Raw genomic sequence first — 19,899 nt, 5'->3', positions numbered from 1 at the left:
GATCCCTGGCTATCGCCCGAGGGCTTTCGCTCTGCCCTCACCCTCACGCTAGACCGGAACCGCGGAAGTGGACATGGGGAGAACTACCCATGCGGGTGGCTTTCGCGGGCGGCGTTAGGCTGGTATGCGAACCTACGCCCGCTAACAGGAAGGCTGCCATGCGCGCCACCATCATTCACGGTCCCGGCGACATCCGCGTTGAGGACAGGGAGTATCCGCAGGTGCTTCGCGGCGGTGACGCTGTGGTGCGGGTAAGTGCCGCCTGTGTCTGCGGATCGGACCTCTGGCCGTACCGCGGAATCCGGGAGACCCCGCAGCCGCGCGCCATCGGGCATGAATTCGTAGGCGTGGTGGAGAGCGTGGGAGCGGACGTTGCGTCCCTGACGCCCGGTGACTTTGTCATTGCGCCTTTCACCGGCAACTGCGGCAAATGCGCGCCCTGCCGATCCGGCGTCACCGTAGCCTGTGAGGAGCTGGTGGGCTGGGGCAGCAACGACACCCACGGTGATTACGTGCAGGGTGCCCAGGGCGAAGCCGTCCGCGTACCCAACGCCGAAGCGACCCTGGTCAAGGTTCCCGGTGTATCCGATCCCGGGGATGCCCTCCTGGCGGACCTGCTGACCCTCTCAGACGTTATGGGAACCGGCCATCACGCTGCGGTCAGCGCCGGCGTTGCCCCGGGGGCCACGGTTGTGGTGGTGGGCGACGGCGCCGTCGGGCTGTGTGCCGTGCTCGCCGCGTCACGGCTGGGAGCGGGCCGGATCATCGCCATGTCCCGGCACGAGGACCGGGCGGCACTTGCCCGTGAGTTCGGAGCTACCGACGTAGTGGCTGAACGCGGCAAGGAAGGGGCTGCCCGGGTTCGGGAACTGCTGGGCGGAGTACCGGCGGACGCCGTGCTGGAGTGTGTGGGAACGGCGGAGTCGATGGACCAGGCCCTGCGCTGCACCCGCCCCGGCGGCCGGGTTGGCTTTGTAGGTGTACCGGCCGGGGGAGCGGAGCTGCCGATCGGAGTCCTGTTCGCTAAGAACATCACGGTGGGCGGCGGAATGGCTCCGGTGCGCACTTACCTCCCGGAACTGCTTGAGGACGTGCTGGCGGGAAAGATCCATCCGGGGCGGGTTTTCGACGCAGTCCTTCCGCTGGACGATGCCCCCAAAGCCTATGAAGCCATGGACCAGCGCCAGGCTGTAAAGGTGATGCTCAAACCCTAGAAGTTCCGCAGCATGCTGTGATTCCTTGCACAACTGCAATTTTGCAGTTGTGAAAATTTGTTACTGATGACAAAGTAGTTCGGTGAGTCAACTACTTTCCCTCCGCGACCGTAAACGCGCCGAGACCTGGGCTGCACTGCATGCCGCCGCAGCCCGGCGCGCGCTCGAAGACGGTCTGGAAGGGGTAAACATAGAGCTGGTGGCGGACGAGGCAGGTGTCTCGGCCCGGACCTTCTTTAACTACTTCCCGTGCAAGGAAGACGCCGTCCTGGGCCTGACGGAGCCATCAGTGGAGCCGGACACGCTGGCAGCCTTCGACATTGAAGGCGACCTCCTCTCCGAAGTCAGCCGGTTGATGCTCTCCGTCCTGCGCACCATCCAGGGCGGTGACGATTCCGCTGAGCTCCGCGGACGGATCTACGAGTCCTACCCCCACCTGCGGCACCGCCGGTACCAGTACATCCTCAAGGTCGAGCAGCTTGTCCTCGAGACAGTGCGCAGCCAGCTGGCCGAATCCCGGCGCTGGCGAGAGAAGCCGGCAGACTCACCCTGGCAGGGGCACGACGTCGACGACGTCGCCTTCACGATCGTGCTCACTGCCAGCACCCAAATGCGTTACGTGATGCAGAAAACCTGGTCTACCCCCACTTCCACCGCACAGTTCCAGGCCCTTGACCAGGGCCTGGAACTCCTCAGAGACGTTTTCAAGGAACTCCTATGACAAAAACAGCTGCCGCAGCAGCGCCTACGGGCAACGGGAAACAACCCAGCCTGGTGCTTGTCTTTACCGCACTTGTGCTGGCCATGCTCCTCTCGGCGCTGAACCAGACCATCCTCGGCACCGCACTGCCCACCATCGTGGGTGAACTCAACGGCGCCAACCTGATGCTCTGGGTAATCACGGCATTCATTCTGGCCTCCACCGTGATGATGCCGATCTACGGCAAGCTGGGCGACCTGATCGGACGCAAGTACCTGCTGGTCGCCGCAATCATCATTTTCCTGGCCGGTTCCGTTGTGGGTGCGCTGTCCCCGGACATGACCTGGCTGATCGTTGCCCGCGTTATCCAGGGCATTGGCGCCGGCGGCCTGATGATCCTCTCCCAGGCGATCATTGCCGACGTCGTTCCGGCGCGGGAGCGCGGGAAATACATGGGCTGGATGGGCGGCGTGTTTGCGTTCTCCTCGGTAGTCGGCCCGCTGATCGGCGGCTGGCTCACGGAAGGCCCGGGCTGGCGCTGGACGTTCTGGTTCAACATTCCGGTGGGTGTCCTGGCGTTGCTCGGTGCCCTGTTCTTCCTCAAGCCGCGCGCAGTGACTTCCCGTCCCAGGATCGACCTGTGGGGCATGGTCTTCATCGCCCTGGCCACCACCGGCCTGGTGCTGGTCAGCAGCTGGGGCGGCAGCACCTACGAGTGGACCGATCCGGTAATCCTGGGCCTGATCGGCGGAACCATTCTCTCCGCCGTCGTCTTTGTGATGGTCGAGCGCCGCACCGCGGAACCGATCATTCCCATGGAGCTCTTCCGCGACCGCAACTTCAACCTCTCCACCGCCTCGGGCCTGCTTACCTCCGTGGCGATGTTCGGTGCCATCGGCTACCTGCCCACCTACCTGCAGATGGCCACCGGCGCCAGCGCCACCGAGGCAGGCATGCTGATGATCCCGATGATGGGCGCCCTGCTGTTCAGCTCGGTGCTCTCCGGTTCCCTGGTCTCCAAGACCGGACGCTATAAGTGGATGCCCATTGCCGGCTCCGCCATCATGGTCCTGGCCCTGTTCCTGATGGGAACCATCACCGCCGACTCCCCGGTCTGGCAGCTGTGCGTGTACATCGGTGTCCTGGGCCTTGGCCTGGGCCTGAACATGCAGATCCTGGTCCTGGTGGTGCAGAACTCCTTCCCCATGCGGCAGGTGGGCACCGCCACCGCAGCGAACAACTACTTCCGCCAGATCGGCGCAACCCTGGGATCCGCCGTCGTCGGCAGCCTGTTCGCGCACCGGCTCTCCGACCTGCTCGCCGACCGGCTCCCGGCCAGCGCTGCGGCGGCGACCGGCGGCGGCAATTCGCTGACCCCGAAGCTTGTCCACGAACTGCCGGAGGCAATCCAGGACATCATCATCCGGTCCTACAACGAGGCCCTGATTCCGCTGTTCCTCTTTATGGTTCCCATGGCCGTAGTGGCAACGATCCTGTGCCTGTTCATCAAGGAAAAGCCGCTGGCAACCCGCCTGGAACCCGAGGTAATGCCCGAGGCGATCGGCGAGGGCAACGTCCTGATCAGCACCGAGGATGAGGGCAACGGCCCCAGCACCACGGAGCTGCGGCAGGTCAGCGCGCCAACCTCCCGCTAGCCCAACCTTCGCTCGAGAGAACAGAAACTGCCCGTATGAGCGCTCATACGGGCAGTTTCTGTAATCTCGATGGGGCGGAGGGCTAGGCGACAGAGGTTCCGAAGACCATCCCCAGCAAGTAGGTCACCGCTGCGGCACCAAGGCCGATGGCCAGCTGGCGCAGTCCGCGCTTCAGCGGGGAAGCTCCGGAGAGCAGGCCCACGACGCTGCCGGTGAGCACCAGTGCGATTCCCACCAGTGTGCAGGAGAGCACGACGGCGGCAAGTCCGCCCATCCCGAACAGGTACGGGATGACGGGGATGATGGCGCCGGAGGCGAAAAAGCAGAAGCTTGAAATGGCCGCTCCGAGGCCGGTTCCGACTGTCTCGTGTTCGTCCGTGCCGGCTTCCTCCATCTTCTCCGGCTGCAGGGACAGTGACGGGTCGCAGTCGCAGGAGTACAGGCCCATTCGCTCCGCCGCGCGGTGTTCCGCGGCTTCCTTGGACATTCCCCGGGCCCGGTAAACCAGGACCAGTTCGTTCGCATCGATATCCAGGGATTTCGCGGCGGACAGGGTCACCTGAGTGGGCTTCGAAGCCTCAAGCAGTTCGCGCTGGGACCGGACGGATACGTACTCACCGGCACCCATGGACAGGGCTCCGGCGAGCAGGCCGGCGATGCCGCTGAAAAGCACAAAGGTGCTGGAGACGCCGGTGGCGCCGATGCCCATGACCAGGGCCAGGTTGGAGACCAGACCGTCATTGGCGCCAAAGACAGCGGCCCGGAAGTTGCCGGACAGGCGGGTGCGTCCCCGGGTCGCCAGGCCGCGCACCACCTCTTCATGGATCTGCTCGTCGGCGGCCATGGCGCTGGTGGCATTGGGGTCGTCACTGTAGGGGGAACGGCCTTCGGCGCGCTGGGCCAGGGCCAGGACGAACACGGACCCGAAGCGCCGGGCCAGCAGGCCAAGCAGCTGGTTGCGCAGGGACGGGCGCATCGGTTTGTCTGCGTCGGGGCCCAGCAGCTGGCGCCAGTGCGCCTCGTGCCGGCCCTCGGCCTCGGCCAGAGCCAGCAGGATGTCCCGCTCTTCGCCTTCGCGGCGCTCGGCAAGATAGCGGTAGGTGGCTGCTTCGGCCTGCTCGTCGGCAAGATACTGCCGCCAGCGGCGGCGCTCGGCCGGGCTGGGCTGGGGCCGCTCAGGGGGAGAATCCCCGTGAGCTGATGGGTTCTTCACTTCTGCTCCTGGTCATGGCCGGAGCAGACAGGGAGGCTCCGGCCAGCATCGATAACTGGCCGAAGGTCTCGCTCGCCCCGGTGTATGCACCGCGGGTGGACTGCCGGGCTGCTGGTGCAGCCAGTATGTCGACAGGCCTCGGAACCAATCCAATTTTCGATGCGGCCGGAGCCGAAACTAAGATTGGAGGTATACCGGAGCTACTCCCCTTCAGCTTTTCAGTGTAGCCCAGACCAGCCGGAATCCTCCCAGGAGAGCGAACGAAATAATGCAGGTCTTCCACCCCCGGGCCGGGTACGTGAGCACGGTCCAGCAACGGATAGAGTTCAAACCGTGAGTAAAGCTTCCAAGGGATTCCCTGACTTTCACCGGCCGTGGACGCGCCACTACGCCGAAGGTGTGCCCCAGAATCTCCAGCTCCCCAAAGGATCGCTGGTGGACATGGTGGAGGATTCCATCAGCAGGTACGGTTCCAAGCCGGCCCTGCAGTTCTTCGGGGCCACCACCAGTTACCGCGAAATGGGCGAGCAGATCCGGCGTGCTGCCGCCGGCCTGAAACGCCTCGGCGTCGGACCCGGTGACCGCGTGGCTCTGGTCCTTCCCAACGCGCCGCAGCACGTGGTGGCTTTCTACGCCGTGCTCCGCCTCGGGGCAGTGGTCGTGGAGCACAACCCGCTGTACACAGACCGCGAACTCCGCCACCAGTTCGAGGACCACGGCGCCACAGTTGCCATTGTCTGGGACAAGGTTGCGGACCGGATCCAGTCCCTCCCGGCGGACATCCCGGTGCGCACCATCGTGTCCATTGACCTGATCAGTGCCATGCCCCGCACCACGCGGCTGGCACTGAAGCTTCCCCTTCCTGCTGCCCGCCGCAGCCGCAGCGCCCTGGCTCCGGAAAAGAAACCCCGCAGCGCCGGGCGCCGGATAGTTCCCTGGAAAGAACTGCTGGACCACCGGCCGCTGCCGCGCCGCCATCCGCATCCGAAGGCGGAAGACCTCGCAGCGATCCAGTACACCTCCGGCACCACGGCGGACCCCAAGGGGGCGATGCTCAGCCACGCCAATCTCATGGCAAATGCTGCCCAGGGCAGGGCATGGATTCCGGGTCTGCGCATGGGCAAGGAAACCGTTTACGGTGTGCTGCCGATGTTCCACGCCTACGGGCTGACCCTCAGCCTCACCTTCGCGATGAGCATCGGTGCCAAGCTGGTGCTGTTCCCGAAGTTCGACGTCGATCTGGTCCTGAAGGCGGCAAAGAAGACTCCGCCCACCTTCCTCCCCGCGGTCCCGCCGATCTATGACCGGATTGTGGCCGGAGCGCAGGAGAAGGGCATCTCCCTCAAGGGAGTCCGCTTCGCCATCTCCGGAGCCATGAACCTTCCCGCGGCCACGGTGGATGCCTGGGAGAAGGCAACCGGCGGTTATCTCATCGAAGGATACGGCCTGACCGAGACCTCGCCGGTGGCTCTGGGCAACCCCATGGGCCCCACGCGGAAGGCCGGGACTGTGGGCGTTCCGTTCCCGCTGACGGACATCAAGGTGGTGGATCCCGAGGATCCCACGAAGGAACGCCACCGCGGCGAAGCCGGCGAGCTCCTGATCCGCGGACCGCAGGTCTTCCAGGGCTACTGGAACAAGCCGGCCGAAACCCGGGCTGCGCTGCTCGACGGCGGCTGGTTCCGCACCGGGGACATCGTTTCGGTGGACGACGACGACTTTGTCACCATCCGGGACCGGATCAAGGAACTGATCATCACCGGCGGCTTCAACGTCTCTCCTTCCGAGGTCGAAGAAGCGCTCAAGCGCCATCCGGCCGTAGCCGAAGCCGCCGTCGTGGGCCTGACCCGGACCGGTGGCGGAGAAGACGTGGTGGCCGCAGTGGTCGCCCGCCCGGACATGACGTTCGACGCCGATGAGCTGCGCTCCTATGTGCGGGCCGAACTCGCTGCCTACAAGGTGCCGCGCCGGATTGTGCAAATCCCGGACCTGCCGCGCTCGCTCATCGGAAAGGTGCTCCGGCGGCACGTCAAAGAGTCGCTGCTGCACAAGGGAGCCGGCCACGAGGCCGGACCTACAACCTAGACGGGGGAAATCCATGGACAGCCAGCCCGGCTCCAGACCGAACGTGCCCGAGCCGAGAAGGCTGCAGGGATATTGGAGCGACGGCCTAGGCCACGCCGCACTGCGCTCCGCCCAGCTGCTGCTGGTCCTGCTGCTGGTGGGCGTAGCTGTCTACGCCCTGCGGCAGGTGACCCTGGTGGTCATTCCGCTGCTGCTCGCCCTGATCCTTGCAGCTGCCATCGCACCCTTTGTGAACTGGCTGCGCCGAAAAGGCTGGCCGGGGGCGCTTGCCACCGGCACGTCCTTCCTGCTGCTGCTGGTCGTGTTCGGCGGGCTGGTCACCGGAATCGTCTTCGCCGTGCGCAGCGAATGGTCCACCCTGGTGGACCAGGCAGTGGCAGGATTCGACGAACTCTACTCAATGGTCCAGAGCGGACCCTTCGCCTTCGACGACGCGGCGATCTCCGATGCCCGGGACACTGTGCTGGACTTCGCGACCTCCTCCACCGTGGGCAACGGAGCCATCGCCGGGATTTCGGCGGCAGGCTCCTTCGCCACCGGATTTGTCCTGATGGCCGTGGTGCTGTTCTTCTTCCTGAAGGACGGGGAGAAGATCTGGGCCTTCATCCTGCGCTGGTTCCGCGGTGAACGGCGGCAGAAAGCCGCTCTCGCCGGTGCCCGCACCATGGAGGTACTGGGCGGCTATGTCCGCGGCACGGCGATCGTGGCCGCCGTGGACGCCGTCTGCATTGGCGCGGCACTGTTTATCCTCGGTGTGCCGCTGGCGCTGCCCCTCGCCGTCATCGTTTTCGTTGGCGCCTTCATTCCGCTGGTGGGCGCCACCGCTGCCGGGATCCTTGCTGCGCTGATTGCCCTCGTGGCCAACGGGCCGTTCGTGGCCCTGATCGTGATCATCGTGATCATCGCGGTGAACCAGCTTGAGGGCAACTTCCTGCAGCCCGTGGTTATGGGGCGGACGCTGAGCATCCACGCACTGGTCATCCTGCTGGCCCTGACCGCCGGAACCATCCTGGCCGGCATCATCGGCGCGATTCTCTCGGTTCCGATTGCCGCCGTCGGCTGGGCCGTGATCAAGGTCTGGATCGGGGAGGACACCGGAGATCCCCAGGACGTGGCGGAGGTTGCCTCGCCCGAGCAGGACCAGGACGCCCCGGATAAGGGAAGCACCGGGGCCGGACGGGCAGGGGATTAACCGTCCGGACCCGGTGCGGTACTGGGAGCCGGCAAACACCGGCGTTTGATGTTTGAAAACTATTGTTTACTCACGCTAATGCGCACCTAAGCTGCGGGTCAATTAGGGTGAAATGTGCCGCAGCCGCCGCGACTTATGGCGGAGCGGCGGCACGTACTGCCGTCCGGGTCCCCGGGTGGGCAGCTGGAGAGGGAATGAAAGGACGGCTGCGCTGATGAAGGCTCTTTCGGTCGAACCAAGCAACGCGCCCCTTGCCATCGGTTCCCGGATCCGGGCCGCCCGGCAGGCGCGCCATCTCACCATCGAGCAGGTGGCAGATTCCACCGGGCTGACCAAGGGTTTCCTCAGCCGGGTGGAACGGGACCTCACCTCGCCGTCGGTGGCCTCGCTGGTCACCCTGTGCCAGGTGCTTTCCATCTCCATTGGGGATCTGTTCCTGCCGCCCCAGACCACGCTCGTCCGCTGGCCCGATGCCCCGGGAATCAATCTGGGCGGCAACGGCATCAACGAACGCCTCATCACCCCGCGCACGGAACGCCGGGTCCAGGTGATCCGTTCGGAGATCGTGCCCGGCGGAACCGGCGAATCGGACCTGTACTCGGTGGACTGCGACGTTGAGGTGCTCCATGTCGCTGAGGGACGGCTTGAACTGATTTTCACCGCGGAGACCATGAACCTCACCGCAGGTGACACCGTGACCTTCCCCGGCAAGGAACCGCATTCCTGGCGCAACCCGGACCCGAACGCCTCCGCCGTGGTGATCTGGACGCTGGTCAGCCCCGGCTCTGCCTAGCGCCCTTCCCAACCGGGTGCCACGGCGAGCAGAGTGGGCGCATGCACCCGGACCGCGAGCTCACTGAACGCCGCATTGCCCGTTTCCTGGCCCAGCGCCTGCCGCAGCATCTCTGGACCTCCGCCGCACCCCTGCAGGCCGCTGCCTGGAACTGCCCCGCGGAACCGGTGACCTTCGCGGAGGCCACCGCACAGGATTACACGCCGGTTTCCCCGGGGCACCGCTGGGGTTCGCCCTGGGGCACCACCTGGTTCCGCCTCACCGGCACCGTGCCCGACGCCGAGCCGGGCTTTGTGCCCGAAGCGCTGATAGACCTGGGGTTCAGCACCGACATGCCCGGCTTCCAGGCCGAAGGCCTCGTTTATGACAGTGCAGGCAATGTCCTCAAGGCGCTTGAATCCACCAACATGGCCGTGCCCCTGCCGCGGGAACCCGGCAGTGCACTGCTGCTCTGGGTGGAAGCTGCCGCCACCCCGAACGTCATTGGGGACTTCAGCTTCCTCCCTACGCCGCTGGGCAGCCCGGACACAGCCGGCAGCGACCCGCTCTACACGTTCCGCCGCGCAGACACCGCGCTGCTGGATGTTCAGGTCCACGAGCTGGCCCAGGACTTCTCCGTGCTCTGGGGTCTTATGCACGAACTGCCCATGGACTCCCCGCGCCGGCATGAGCTGCTGCGGGCCCTTCAACGTGCCGCTGCCGCCGTGGACCCGCAGGACGTCTCTGGCACCGCGGCAGCAGCACGGAACCTGCTCCAACCCGCCCTCAGCGCGCCGGCGGCGGCCAGCGCGCACCGCATCCACGCCGTCGGACACGCGCACATTGACAGTGCCTGGCTGTGGCCCGTGCGTGAGACGCGCCGCAAGGTGGCACGTACCTTCGCCAATGTGCTGGCACTGATGGAGACGGACCCGGACTTCGTTTTCACGGCGTCCTCCGCCCAGCAGTACGCCTGGCTCGAGGAAGACCATCCGGCGCTTTTTGCCCGCGTGGCAGCCAGGGTCGCAGAAGGACGCTTTGTCCCGGCGGGAGGCATGTGGGTCGAAGCGGACACCAACCTGCCTTCCGGGGAGTCGCTGGTCCGGCAGTTCACCTTCGGCAAGCGGTATTTCCTGGAAGCCTTCGGCGTTGAGCCGCTGGATGTGTGGCTGCCCGATTCCTTCGGCTACTCCGGTGCGCTGCCGCAGCTGATCCGGGTTGCCGGTTCCCGCTGGTTCCTCACCCAGAAGCTGAGCTGGAACGAATCCGACGTGATGCCCCACCACACCTTCCTCTGGGAAGGGATCGACGGCACCCGGGTGTTCACCCACTTCCCGCCGGTGGATACCTACAATTCGGCGCTCACCGGGCAGGAACTGGCCCGCGCCGAGCGTCAGTTCCGCGAAAAGGGCGCCACGAACCTCTCCCTGGTTCCCTTTGGCTGGGGAGACGGCGGCGGAGGGCCCACCCGGGAGATGCTCGCCGCTGCACACCGCACCGCCTCGCTGGAAGGCTCCCCGCGGGTGGAACTGTCCAGCCCGCAGGCGTTTTTCACCGCTGCGGAGGCCGATTATGCGGATCCGCCGGTGTGGTCCGGGGAAATGTACCTGCAGTTCCACCGCGGCACCTACACATCCCAGGCCCGGACCAAACGCGGCAACCGGCGCAGTGAGTCCCTGCTCCGGGAAGCCGAGCTGTGGGCAGCGGCAGCTGCCGTCCGCTGCGGCACGGCCTACCCCTACCAGGAGCTCGAAGCTGCCTGGAAGTCAGTCCTGCTGGGGCAGTTCCACGACATCCTGCCCGGCTCTTCCATCGCCTGGGTGTACCGGGACGCCGAACGGGCGTACGCGGAAACGGCGGAACACCTGGAGCGGATCATAGCCCGGGCCCAGCGGGCATTGGCCGGGGAAGGGAACGGAGTCCTGGTATTCAACGCGGCACCTGTGGCACTGCGCGGCATCCCGGCGATGGGAGCGGCGGCTGAACCGGCGGTGCCGGCGCCTGCGCGGCTCCAGGCCCACGACGGCGGCTGGGAGCTCTCCTCGGAGCACCTCACCGCCCGTTTCAGCCCCACCGGCACCCTGCTCTCGCTGCGCGGGGAAAGCGGCCGCGAGCTGGTGGTCCCGGGCGAAGAGGCGAACCATTTCCAGCTCTTCCGCGACACTCCCAACCAGTGGGATGCCTGGGACGTCGACGCCGCGGACCGCGCCGGCGCAGTCTCCCTCCGCGGAGAGCTCACGCATGAGGGGGAGCAGCTGGTGCGCAACTGCGCGTTTGGCCGGTCCTCGCTGCGCCAGAGGATCTCCCTGAGCCCGGACGGCAGGGCCCTGGACCTGGAAATCGACGTGGACTGGCAGGAACAGCAGAAACTGCTGAAACTCGGTTTCCCGGTGGCTGTGCTCGCAGACCGGGCCGCTGCGGAAATCCAGTTCGGGCACATCCTGCGCCCCACGCATGCCAACACGTCCTGGGACCATGCCCGCTTCGAGGTACCTGCCCACCGCTGGGTTCATGCCGGGGAGCACGGCAGGGGAGTGGCCCTGGCGAACGACTCGACGTACGGCTACGACATCTCCCGCACCGGTTCCCGGGACGCCGGCACCGGAACCCTGCTGCGCGCCTCGCTGCTGCGGGCGCCGCTCTTTCCGGACCCCGGCGCCGACCAGGGACGGCACACATTCCGCTTCTCGCTGCGGCCGGACGCAACCGTGGCTGAGGCCGTGCAGGAGGGATACCGCCTGAACCTTCCGCTGCGCACGGTCAGTGGTGCCGGCGGGGCCGCCGCCGCCCCGCTGGCAGTGCTCACTCCCGGCAGTGTGCTGGTTGAGGCCGTGAAGCTGGCCGATGACCGCTCAGGCGATGTTGTTCTGCGCCTTTACGAATCCCTTGGCGGCCACACAGCGGCGGTCCTGACTGCCGGGTTCCCGGCCAGGGCAGCCGTGCAGACCGATCTGCTTGAGCGTCCGGCGGATGCGGAGGCAGAACTGTCTCGGAGGGAAGACGGCCGCTGGGAGCTGGGGTTCAGGCCCTTTGAAGTGAAGACCGTGCGCCTGGTCCGGTAAGCCGTTCCAGGTACGCAACCGCACCGTTGATGTCGGTACCGGAGGAACGGTAGCCGATGTATCCGTCGGGACGGATGACCAGAACCTCGGGCCGCCGCGGTGAGAGGACCAGCCGTTCAAAGGCCAGTCCGCTGACATCCTCGATGATGCCGGGCCCGGAAGCCGTGAGCGTGCTGCCGACCACCAGCCGCTGGACGCTGAGCAGCCGGCCAAGTCCGGCCAGCGCAGCGTGCAGCTGCTGCGGGGTGTCTTCCGGCCAGCCCGGACCGGTGAGCAGTACGTGGAAGCCGGGAGCGGACACCAGATCCTGCAGGCGGCGTTCCTTCTGCTGGTAATGCACGACGGCGTCCGGCAGACGGTCGCCCGGCCGAGGTCCGGAGGCCAGCACTGCCGGAAGCCGGTTGGCGCCGGAGGCGGTCATGGCACTGCCGCGGTAATGGATCCCCAGCTGGGACATGGTGCGGAACGCCCGGCTGCGCAGGCGCTCGCTGGCTGCCAGGGACGGTGCAAGGGCAGGCAGCAGTTTGGTGCGGGGGAGCTTCTTCAAGGCGCTGCGGCTGGTGGCGAGCTTGAACAGCCGGTCCGTGAAGCCAACGATTCCGCGTGCGACTGGACGGCGTTCGGCGTCGTAGCTGTCAATCAGCTCGTCGGCAGCCAGGCCCTGCGCCCCAAGTGCCAGCTTCCAGCCCAGGTTCAGGGCGTCCTGGATGCCGGTGTTCATACCCTGTCCGCCCACCGGGGAATGCACGTGCGCGGCGTCGCCGGCCAGAAACACGGAACCGGACTGGAAGAACTCAGCCATCTGGTGGGAAAGCCGGAAGGTGCTGATCCACTTCGGATCATGCAGCGTGAGGCCGCCTCCGGAGAACTTGTCCGCGATGCCCTGTAGGTACTCGAGGGTGGTTGCTCTGTTGTCTCCGCGTTCCTTGAGGCTGATCATGCGCCAGGACGCCGGCTGGCCCAGCGGGAAGAGCACCATAAAGCCGTCGTCGGTGGGGTAGGCGTGCACCGCGCCGGGCTCAGCGCCGTCAACTTCCAGGTCTGCCAGCACAAAGGTGTCTGCGTAGCCGGAGCCGCGGAAGTCCATGCCGGCCCGGCGGCGTACGGTGCTTTCGGCGCCGTCGGCACCCACCACGTAGCGGGCCCTGATCCTGTCGATGCCGCGGTCCTGGCGCTGTACGCGTGCCTCCACTCCGGCGAAGGGATCCTCCGGGTCCAGGCGCTCGAGCTCGAGCAGTTCAGCCCCGCGCTCCACACGCACTCCGCGGGTGCCCAGATAGGTGAGCAGGATCCGTTCGGTTTCGGACTGGGGCAGGAAGAGCAGCTGCTGGTGGGCGGAATCTTCGATGCCGATGTCGAACAGGCCAATCTGGACCGTCTCTTCGGGCAGGTGCAGATGCAGCTGGTGGGCCGGTGTACCGCCTCTGGCCATCTCGGCACTGATCCCGAACGGCCGCAGCGCCTCCAGGGTGCGCGGCTGAACGGCCAGTGCCCGGGATTGGGTCGAGGGACCCTGCCTGCGGTCGATGATCCTGAAGCTCGTTCCGTAGCCGGCAAGCTGGGCTGCCAGAGCCAGCCCGGTGGGTCCCGCACCCACGATCAGGACATCGACGTCGTAGTTCATTCCATCATTGTTCGCATAGGAAACCCTGTCCGCCATAGTCACAGCCTAGTCTTGACGCCGACGGGTGTTCCACTTTAGCCTTCCGATAAACATTTGATTCCTATTAGATAACTTCACGGCCCGCACTTGACCCGGGCCGCAGCCCTCAGCGAACCGGAGAAACACACCAGTGGATAAGTCCTCGAACCAGCCGCGCATCAACTCCAACGGCAAGGTGGGGCCGATCGACGCCGCCCAGGTTCCCCGATATGCCGGGGCGGCGACCTACGCCCGGCTGCCGCGGCTGGACCAGGTGGAAAAGGCCGACGTCGCCGTGGTTGGCGTGCCGTTCGACACCGGTGTTTCCTACCGGCCCGGAGCCCGCTTTGGCGGCAACCACATCCGTGAGGCATCCCGGCTGCTGCGCCCCTACAACCCGGCGCAGGACACCTCCCCGTTTGCCAACCTGCAGGTCGCGGACGCCGGTGACCTGGCGGTGAACCCGTTCAACATCGATGAGGCGATCGAAACCATCCAGGCCGGTGCCCTGGACCTGACTGAAGGCGGCACCCGGCTGCTGACCCTGGGCGGGGACCACACCATCGCCCTGCCGCTGCTGCGCGCCGCGGCCGAGCGGGCCGGGGAACCCGTGGCCATGCTGCACTTTGACGCGCACCTGGATACCTGGGACACCTACTTTGGGGCCGAGTACACCCACGGCACGCCGTTCCGCCGCGCGGTGGAGGAGGGGATCCTGGACACCGAAGCGATCTCCCATGTGGGTACCCGCGGACCGCTGTACGGCAAGAAGGACCTGGAGGATGACCGCCGTTTCGGATTCGGCATCGTCACCAGCTCCGACGTGTTCCGGCAGGGTGTTGACGAAGTCGTCTCGAAGCTGCGTGATCGGATCGGGAACCGGCCGCTGTACATTTCCGTGGACATCGATGTGCTTGACCCGGCCCATGCCCCGGGCACCGGAACCCCGGAGGCCGGCGGCATCACCAGCCGCGAACTGCTGGAGATCCTGCGCGGAATGCGCGGCATGAACCTCATCGGCGCGGACGTGGTGGAAGTGGCGCCGGCTTACGACCACGCGGACATCACCGCAGTCGCCGCCTCCCACGTGGCCTACGACCTCATCACGCTCATGGGCATGGACTCATGAGCACCGAATCCGGAACCGCGGTGCGCAACGGCGGGGACCTGGTGGTGGAAACCCTGGAAGCGCTCGGTGCGACCACGGTCTTCGGCATCCCCGGCCAGCACGCCCTGGGCCTGTTTGACGCACTCTCCCGTTCCACGCTGGAGTTTGTGTCCTCCCGGGTGGAGAACAATGCCGCGTTCGCCGCGGACGGCTTCACGCGTGCCACCGGAACAGTCGGCGTCCTGTTCCTCTCCACGGGACCTGGAGCACTGACCTCACTGGCCGGGCTGCAGGAAGCGTACGCCACCGGTGTTCCCATGGTGGTGGTGGCCAGCCAGATCCCCATCGAAGGACTCGGTGCCCGGCGCCGCGGCATGCTGCACCAGCTCGATGACCAGAAGGCCTCTGCCGGCAACGTCACCAAGAGCCAGCGACTGATCCAGCATGCTTCCGGTATTCCCTCCGCCATCCAGGACGCCTGGACCGAAGCGATCTCCGCGCCCATGGGACCGGTCTGGGTCGAAGTGCCGCAGAACGTACTGCTGGGCCCAGTGATGGTTCCCGCCGTTGAGGACGCACTCGCGGAGCCCTTCGATAACCCGCCGCGCAGCGAACTGGTCACCGAGGCCGTGAAATGGCTGACTGCGGCCAGACGCCCGGCCGTCATAGCCGGCGGCGGCACCCGCCGCGGCGGGGCTGAGGAATCCCTGCTCTCGCTGGCGGAAAAGCTGCACGCACCGGTGATCTGCACACCCGGCGGCAAGGGTGCATTTCCCTGGAACCACCCGCTGTCCCTGCAGTCCTGGGTGGAGGACCGCTACGCCACGGAGCTGCTGGAGGACGCCGACGTCCTGCTGGTAATCGGCTCGTCCCTGGGCGAGGTCACTTCCAACTACTTCACCTTCGCCCCGCGCGGACGCATCATCCAGATTGACGCCGAGCCGCGGGTGCTGGAGTCCAACGGACCCGCACTGGGTATCCGCGCCGACGCAGGCCAGGCCCTGGCCGCGCTCGACGCCGCATTGCCGGTTCCGCCGGCGGCTCCGGACTGGCACGGAAAAACTGCCGAAGAAACCACAGCCGAGACACTTTCGAGGATCAGCGCCAGGCTGGATGCCCAGGATCTGGGACTGGAGCGGAAGTTCATGGCAGACATCCGCGCCGCGGTTCCGTCCGGCATGCAGACCTTCTGGGACATGACCATCGCTGCCTACTGGGCCTGGAGCTGCTGGGACGCCCAGTCAGGGCAGTTCCATTCGGCGCAGGGCGCCGGCGGATTGGGCTACGGCTATCCCGGTGCCCTGGGAGCCGCGGTGGGAACCCGGGAACGTGTACTGGCTGTCTCCGGCGACGGTTCAGCCATGTATTCAATCGCCGAACTGGCGACCGCCCGCCAGCATGATCTTCCCGTCACCTGGCTGATCGTGGACGATGGCGGTTACGGCGTCCTGCGCGAATACATGGTGGACGCCTTCGGCAAGGCGACGGCCACGGAACTGGCCGGACCGGATTTTGTGCAGCTCGCCGAATCCTTCGGGGTCCCGGCGCGCCGTACCGATCCCGCCGGCGTGCGGCAGGCACTGGAAGCGTCCTTTGCGCAGGAGGGGCCGAATGTGGTGGTGGTTCCGACGCTGCTGCGGCTCTTCGCTCCAACACACCTGGGCAGCTAAACCTCCGGAAACCTCCCAGTTGCCGACGGTAAAGTTACCTTAGGCAACTATAGGAGGTCGACGGTGAAGGCAACTGGACGCAGCGGTGCCGCGGGAAGGCGGACCCGATGGATTTCCTGATCCTGCTGATTGGTCTGCTGTTCGGCACGGTACTGGTGGTGGGGATCGGTGAACGGGTCCGGCTTCCGTATCCGGTGCTGATGCTGATCTTCTCCGCGCTGTTCGCTTTCCTGCCGATGATTCCGGAGATCCACATTGATCCCGAGCTCATCCTGCCGCTGTTCCTGCCGCCGCTGCTCTACGCCGCTGCCCAGCGCAGCTCCTGGTCAGTGTTCCGGCTGCGCTGGCGCTCGCTGGTTTTGCTGGCGGTAGCCCTGGTTGCCGTGACGGTGGGCGTGGTGGCGGGCGTGGCATGGGCGATCGTTCCGGCGCTGGGCGTGCCCGCGGCGATTGCCCTGGGGGCGATTGTGGCCCCGCCTGATCCGGTGGCCGTTGAAGCCGTGGCCGGCAAGGTCAACATGCCCCGCAGGCTCATCACCGTCCTGCAGACCGAGGGACTGTTCAACGATGCGATCGCCATCGTGATCTTCCAGGCCGCCGTGACAGCGGCTGTCAGCGGCGGGGAAGTCGGCTGGTCGATCGTTCCGAGCTTCCTGATCGGGGCCGCAGGAGCCGTGGTGCTGGGCCTGGCCATGGGCTGGCTGGTGGGCACGCTCAACCGCTTCGTGCCGAATCTGGTGGCGCGTTCCGCTGTCACCCTGGTGGCGCCCTATGCCGTGTACATCATGGCTGAAGAGGTGCACTTCTCCGGAGTTGTCGCCGTCGTTGTGACCGCACTGGAACTTGGCCGCCGTGCCCGGCCGCAGGACTCCGAGGAGCGGCTTACCCGTACCGCGTTCTGGGAGGTTGTGGAGCTGCTCACCACCGGCGTTGCCTTTGGGCTGGTCGGAATCGAAATGCGGTACGTCATTGAGGACGAGGGCCGCGAAATCTTCAGCTACATCCCCGGTGTCGCTGCGGTCTGCGCGGCCGTGGTGCTGGTGCGTTTCCTCTGGATGTACGGGCTGTACCGGTTCGGCGGCACCGAACGCCGCAACCGGGTGCCCGGCTCACTCAAGGAAGTCCTTGTCCTGACCTGGTGCGGGATGAGGGGCCTGGCTACCCTGGCGCTCGCCCTGGCAATGCCAGCCACCACGCTGGCCGGAGAAGCGCTGCCGGGCCGTAACTTTATGATCGTTGCCGCCGGATCAGTGCTGCTGGTCACCCTGGTGCTGCCGGGCCTGACTCTGCCGTGGCTGATGCGCCGGCTGAAACTGCCCAGCGACCACGGCGCCGTCGCCCGGCAGGAACGTGACCTCGCCCGGCGCGCCGAACGCGTGGCCATGGAAACCATGAAGCGGTCCAAGGCAGCGGAGAAGCTGCCGCCGGAGCGGCGGGCGGCCCTGGCCCGCAGGATGTCCTCCCTGCACTCCATCCTGGAACGTGATTCGGAGGCGGATCCGCAGAAGATGCTCCAGCTCAAGGCCACGCTGGAAGTCATGGATACGGTCCAGCGCGAGGCTCTTGCAGCAGCGCGGAAGGAAGTCCTCGCTGCACGCCGTCAGTCCGGGATGGACCCGGAAGCCGTGGACCGCGTACTGCGCCGCCTGGACCTGCGCACCGTCACTCTGGACCAAAGCAAGCGCTAAGCCCCGCTACTGCATGGTGAAGCGGCGGGCCACCGCGTCGCTGAGGGTGCGGGACCGGAACAGCCGGGCCAGGACCGTATTCCGGGCCCGCATCACCGGTGCCGGCAGCGGGCGTCCCAGCGCCATGTTCAGCCTGGCCTGGACGGAGGCAGTGACGGCGGCGCGCCGCCGCCGCCGGTCGAAGGCAGCCAGCTGTGCTTCCGTGTCTGCTCCACCGACTGTTGCCGCCAGCAGCGGAGCAAGCTCAGCGGCGTCCACCCAGCCCAGCGTCATGCCCTGCCCGCCGATCGGACTGACTTCGTGGGCGGCATCGCCAATCAGGACCGTGCGTCCGTGGACCAGCCGCTTCAGGGAAGTTGTCCGGACCGCGAAGGCACTGAGCATGGTGCTCGCCGCCGCGTCCGGGGACCGGCCCGTGCGGGCTGCCACCATCCGCGCCAGGTCCTTGGCATCGGCGTCGGCATGCAGGGTCCGGGTATGCGCCACCCAGCGGCGTTTGCCCCCGGGCAGCGGAAAAGACTCCACGATTCCTGCAGGCTCCAGGTACAGCACGCCTACCGGTCCGTCCCCGGTGTTGTCCGGGAAATCGCCCATCAGGTAGCAGTCGCGCAGCAGCGTGCCGGCGGCCCGTATGCCCAGCAGGCCGCGCACTGCCGAGCGGGCGCCGTCGGCCGCCACCAGCCAGGAAGCACGCAGGGAAAAGTCCCCGCCGGCGTGTGTGCCGGCCAGGGATACCCCGGTGCCGTCGTCGTGCAGGGAGGTAACGCGGTACCCGCGCATCAGCGCGTCCGGGTCCAGTTCCTCAAGCCGCGCCTGAAGCACCGTTTCAGTGCGTTCCTGTGGAAGCGCCAGCACATACGGATAGGCAGTGGAGGTCTTCGCGAAGCTGATGGAGACCAGCTCGGTGTCCCGGGCGCGCGCGGAACCGGTACGGATCTGCACTCCCTCGGCTGCCAGCTGCGCAGTGACTCCGGTCCCTTCCAGGGCGGCCATGCCCGGCGGATGGATGCCGATGGCACGGGAATGGGAGCTGCGCACGGTGCGGGCTTCCAGGACACGCACCCGCAGCCCCTTCTGTACGGCCAGGATGGCCAGTGCCAGGCCTACTGGTCCGCCGCCCACAACGGCGACGTCGACGTCCGGTGCGTTCACTGCCCGCCCCGAGGGGTGCCGGGGGAGGGGTGCAGCAGCAGGTTCTGCCACGGGTGCTGGCGACGGATTTCCCAGCCGGGCGGCGCCGCCGCCGCAAGTTCCTGTGCGGTGTAGCTGCGGCGGATCGACGTTAGACCGTCCTGGCGGATGAAAGACCGGTGGAAGAAGGGCAGCGTGCCGGCGGAGAAGAGCCCGTAGGCCCACCGGCTGCGTTCAATGTCGCTGTGCAGGGCCAGTGATCCGGCCAGCTTTTCGGAGTCGGCCAGGATGCCGGCGAACGCGGCAGCGTCCAGATGGTGCAGCACATGGTTGGAGACCACGACGTCGAACACCTCGCCCTCAGCCACCAGGTCTGAGCTCAGTGCGGCACGGAAGCTGCACCCCTCCGGTGCCGGCCGGCCGGAGGCGTACGCGTGGGCGCGTGGATCCGGATCGATGCCGGTCACCTGCACGGCCAGGCCGTCCCGCCGTGCCCAGCGGGCCAGGGCACGGGCCAGGTCACCGCCGCCGGCACCAATATCCAGCACGGTGCCACCGCCCTGCGCGGCCAGCACAGGCCGCACATACCTGCGGTAGTTGCGCCGCCAGCCGGAGACCACGGCGTTGATCAGCGGGAACTGCGCATACGTTCGTTCCAGCAGTACCGGGTCGCAGTCCGGGCGGTCCATCTGCTCCACGGCCTCCACGGCGCGCCGGTCCATCCGGGGCGGCAGGAACGGGGGAGGACCGGTTTCCAGCAGGCTCAC

14 protein-coding genes are annotated in these 19,899 nt (G+C 66.7%); 10 read left to right on the top strand and 4 right to left on the bottom strand.

Annotation, left to right across the window (positions count from 1 at the left end):
- The first annotated feature begins 158 nt into the window (after positions 1–158).
- The 3 genes from ACWGQ2_RS03235 (at position 159) to ACWGQ2_RS03225 (ending at position 3,569) form a co-directional block, all read left to right on the top strand.
- A complete protein-coding gene (locus ACWGQ2_RS03235; RefSeq protein WP_452014268.1) occupies positions 159–1,214 on the top strand; it encodes a zinc-dependent alcohol dehydrogenase family protein in 1,056 nt (351 codons plus the stop codon).
- An 82-nt stretch (positions 1,215–1,296) separates the two neighbouring features.
- Positions 1,297–1,935, top strand: a complete 639-nt coding sequence (locus tag ACWGQ2_RS03230; protein WP_452014266.1) for a TetR/AcrR family transcriptional regulator — start codon at positions 1,297–1,299, stop codon at positions 1,933–1,935.
- A complete protein-coding gene (locus ACWGQ2_RS03225; protein ID WP_452014264.1) occupies positions 1,932–3,569 on the top strand; it encodes an MDR family MFS transporter in 1,638 nt (545 codons plus the stop codon). The genes ACWGQ2_RS03230 and ACWGQ2_RS03225 overlap by 4 nt, the downstream gene beginning before the upstream one ends.
- 82 nt (positions 3,570–3,651) lie before the next feature.
- Here the strand turns inward: ACWGQ2_RS03225 and ACWGQ2_RS03220 are convergent, their stop codons facing one another.
- Complete coding sequence (locus tag ACWGQ2_RS03220; RefSeq protein WP_452014262.1) at positions 3,652–4,782, bottom strand: VIT1/CCC1 transporter family protein; 1,131 nt, start codon at positions 4,780–4,782, stop codon at positions 3,652–3,654.
- Positions 4,783–5,115: 333 nt separating this feature from the next.
- On the opposite strand from ACWGQ2_RS03220, the gene ACWGQ2_RS03215 reads away from it, so the two are divergent.
- The 4 genes from ACWGQ2_RS03215 (at position 5,116) to ACWGQ2_RS03200 (ending at position 11,893) form a co-directional block, all read left to right on the top strand.
- Positions 5,116–6,867, top strand: a complete 1,752-nt coding sequence (locus ACWGQ2_RS03215) for a long-chain-fatty-acid--CoA ligase (protein WP_452014260.1) — start codon at positions 5,116–5,118, stop codon at positions 6,865–6,867.
- A 13-nt stretch (positions 6,868–6,880) separates the two neighbouring features.
- On the top strand, positions 6,881–8,059 hold the full coding sequence (locus tag ACWGQ2_RS03210) for an AI-2E family transporter (protein ID WP_452014258.1): 1,179 nt from the start codon (positions 6,881–6,883) through the stop codon (positions 8,057–8,059).
- 214 nt (positions 8,060–8,273) lie between these two features.
- Positions 8,274–8,852 (top strand): helix-turn-helix domain-containing protein, encoded by a 579-nt coding sequence (locus ACWGQ2_RS03205; protein WP_452014256.1) that lies wholly within the window; start codon positions 8,274–8,276, stop codon positions 8,850–8,852.
- Between the two features lie 41 nt (positions 8,853–8,893).
- On the top strand, positions 8,894–11,893 hold the full coding sequence (locus ACWGQ2_RS03200; RefSeq protein WP_452014254.1) for an alpha-mannosidase: 3,000 nt from the start codon (positions 8,894–8,896) through the stop codon (positions 11,891–11,893).
- On the opposite strand, the gene ACWGQ2_RS03195 is transcribed toward ACWGQ2_RS03200, so the two are convergent.
- A complete protein-coding gene (locus ACWGQ2_RS03195; RefSeq protein WP_452014252.1) occupies positions 11,853–13,553 on the bottom strand; it encodes an FAD-dependent monooxygenase in 1,701 nt (566 codons plus the stop codon). The two genes, ACWGQ2_RS03200 and ACWGQ2_RS03195, sit on opposite strands and share 41 nt — an antisense overlap.
- A gap of 133 nt (positions 13,554–13,686) precedes the next feature.
- Here ACWGQ2_RS03195 and speB point away from each other — a divergent pair, with 133 nt between their 5' ends.
- The 3 genes from speB (at position 13,687) to ACWGQ2_RS03180 (ending at position 18,001) form a co-directional block, all read left to right on the top strand.
- On the top strand, positions 13,687–14,664 hold the full coding sequence (gene speB / locus ACWGQ2_RS03190; protein WP_452014250.1) for an agmatinase: 978 nt from the start codon (positions 13,687–13,689) through the stop codon (positions 14,662–14,664).
- On the top strand, positions 14,661–16,313 hold the full coding sequence (locus ACWGQ2_RS03185) for a thiamine pyrophosphate-binding protein (RefSeq protein WP_452014248.1): 1,653 nt from the start codon (positions 14,661–14,663) through the stop codon (positions 16,311–16,313). The genes speB and ACWGQ2_RS03185 overlap by 4 nt, the downstream gene beginning before the upstream one ends.
- A gap of 107 nt (positions 16,314–16,420) precedes the next feature.
- Positions 16,421–18,001, top strand: a complete 1,581-nt coding sequence (locus tag ACWGQ2_RS03180) for a Na+/H+ antiporter (protein WP_452014246.1) — start codon at positions 16,421–16,423, stop codon at positions 17,999–18,001.
- A 6-nt stretch (positions 18,002–18,007) separates the two neighbouring features.
- On the opposite strand, the gene ACWGQ2_RS03175 is transcribed toward ACWGQ2_RS03180, so the two are convergent.
- Positions 18,008–19,204 carry an FAD-dependent oxidoreductase gene (locus ACWGQ2_RS03175; protein ID WP_452014244.1) on the bottom strand — a complete coding sequence of 399 codons (1,197 nt, stop codon included), beginning with the start codon at positions 19,202–19,204 and terminating at the stop codon, positions 18,008–18,010.
- Positions 19,150–19,899 carry a class I SAM-dependent methyltransferase gene (locus ACWGQ2_RS03170; protein WP_452014242.1) on the bottom strand — a complete coding sequence of 250 codons (750 nt, stop codon included), beginning with the start codon at positions 19,897–19,899 and terminating at the stop codon, positions 19,150–19,152. Before ACWGQ2_RS03170 ends, ACWGQ2_RS03175 begins: the two co-directional genes overlap by 55 nt.

It is taken from the genome of Arthrobacter sp. NPDC055585 (assembly GCF_053619115.1).
Note: the sequence above shows the minus strand (reverse complement) of the source record. Positions and strands in the feature narration are given on the sequence as shown.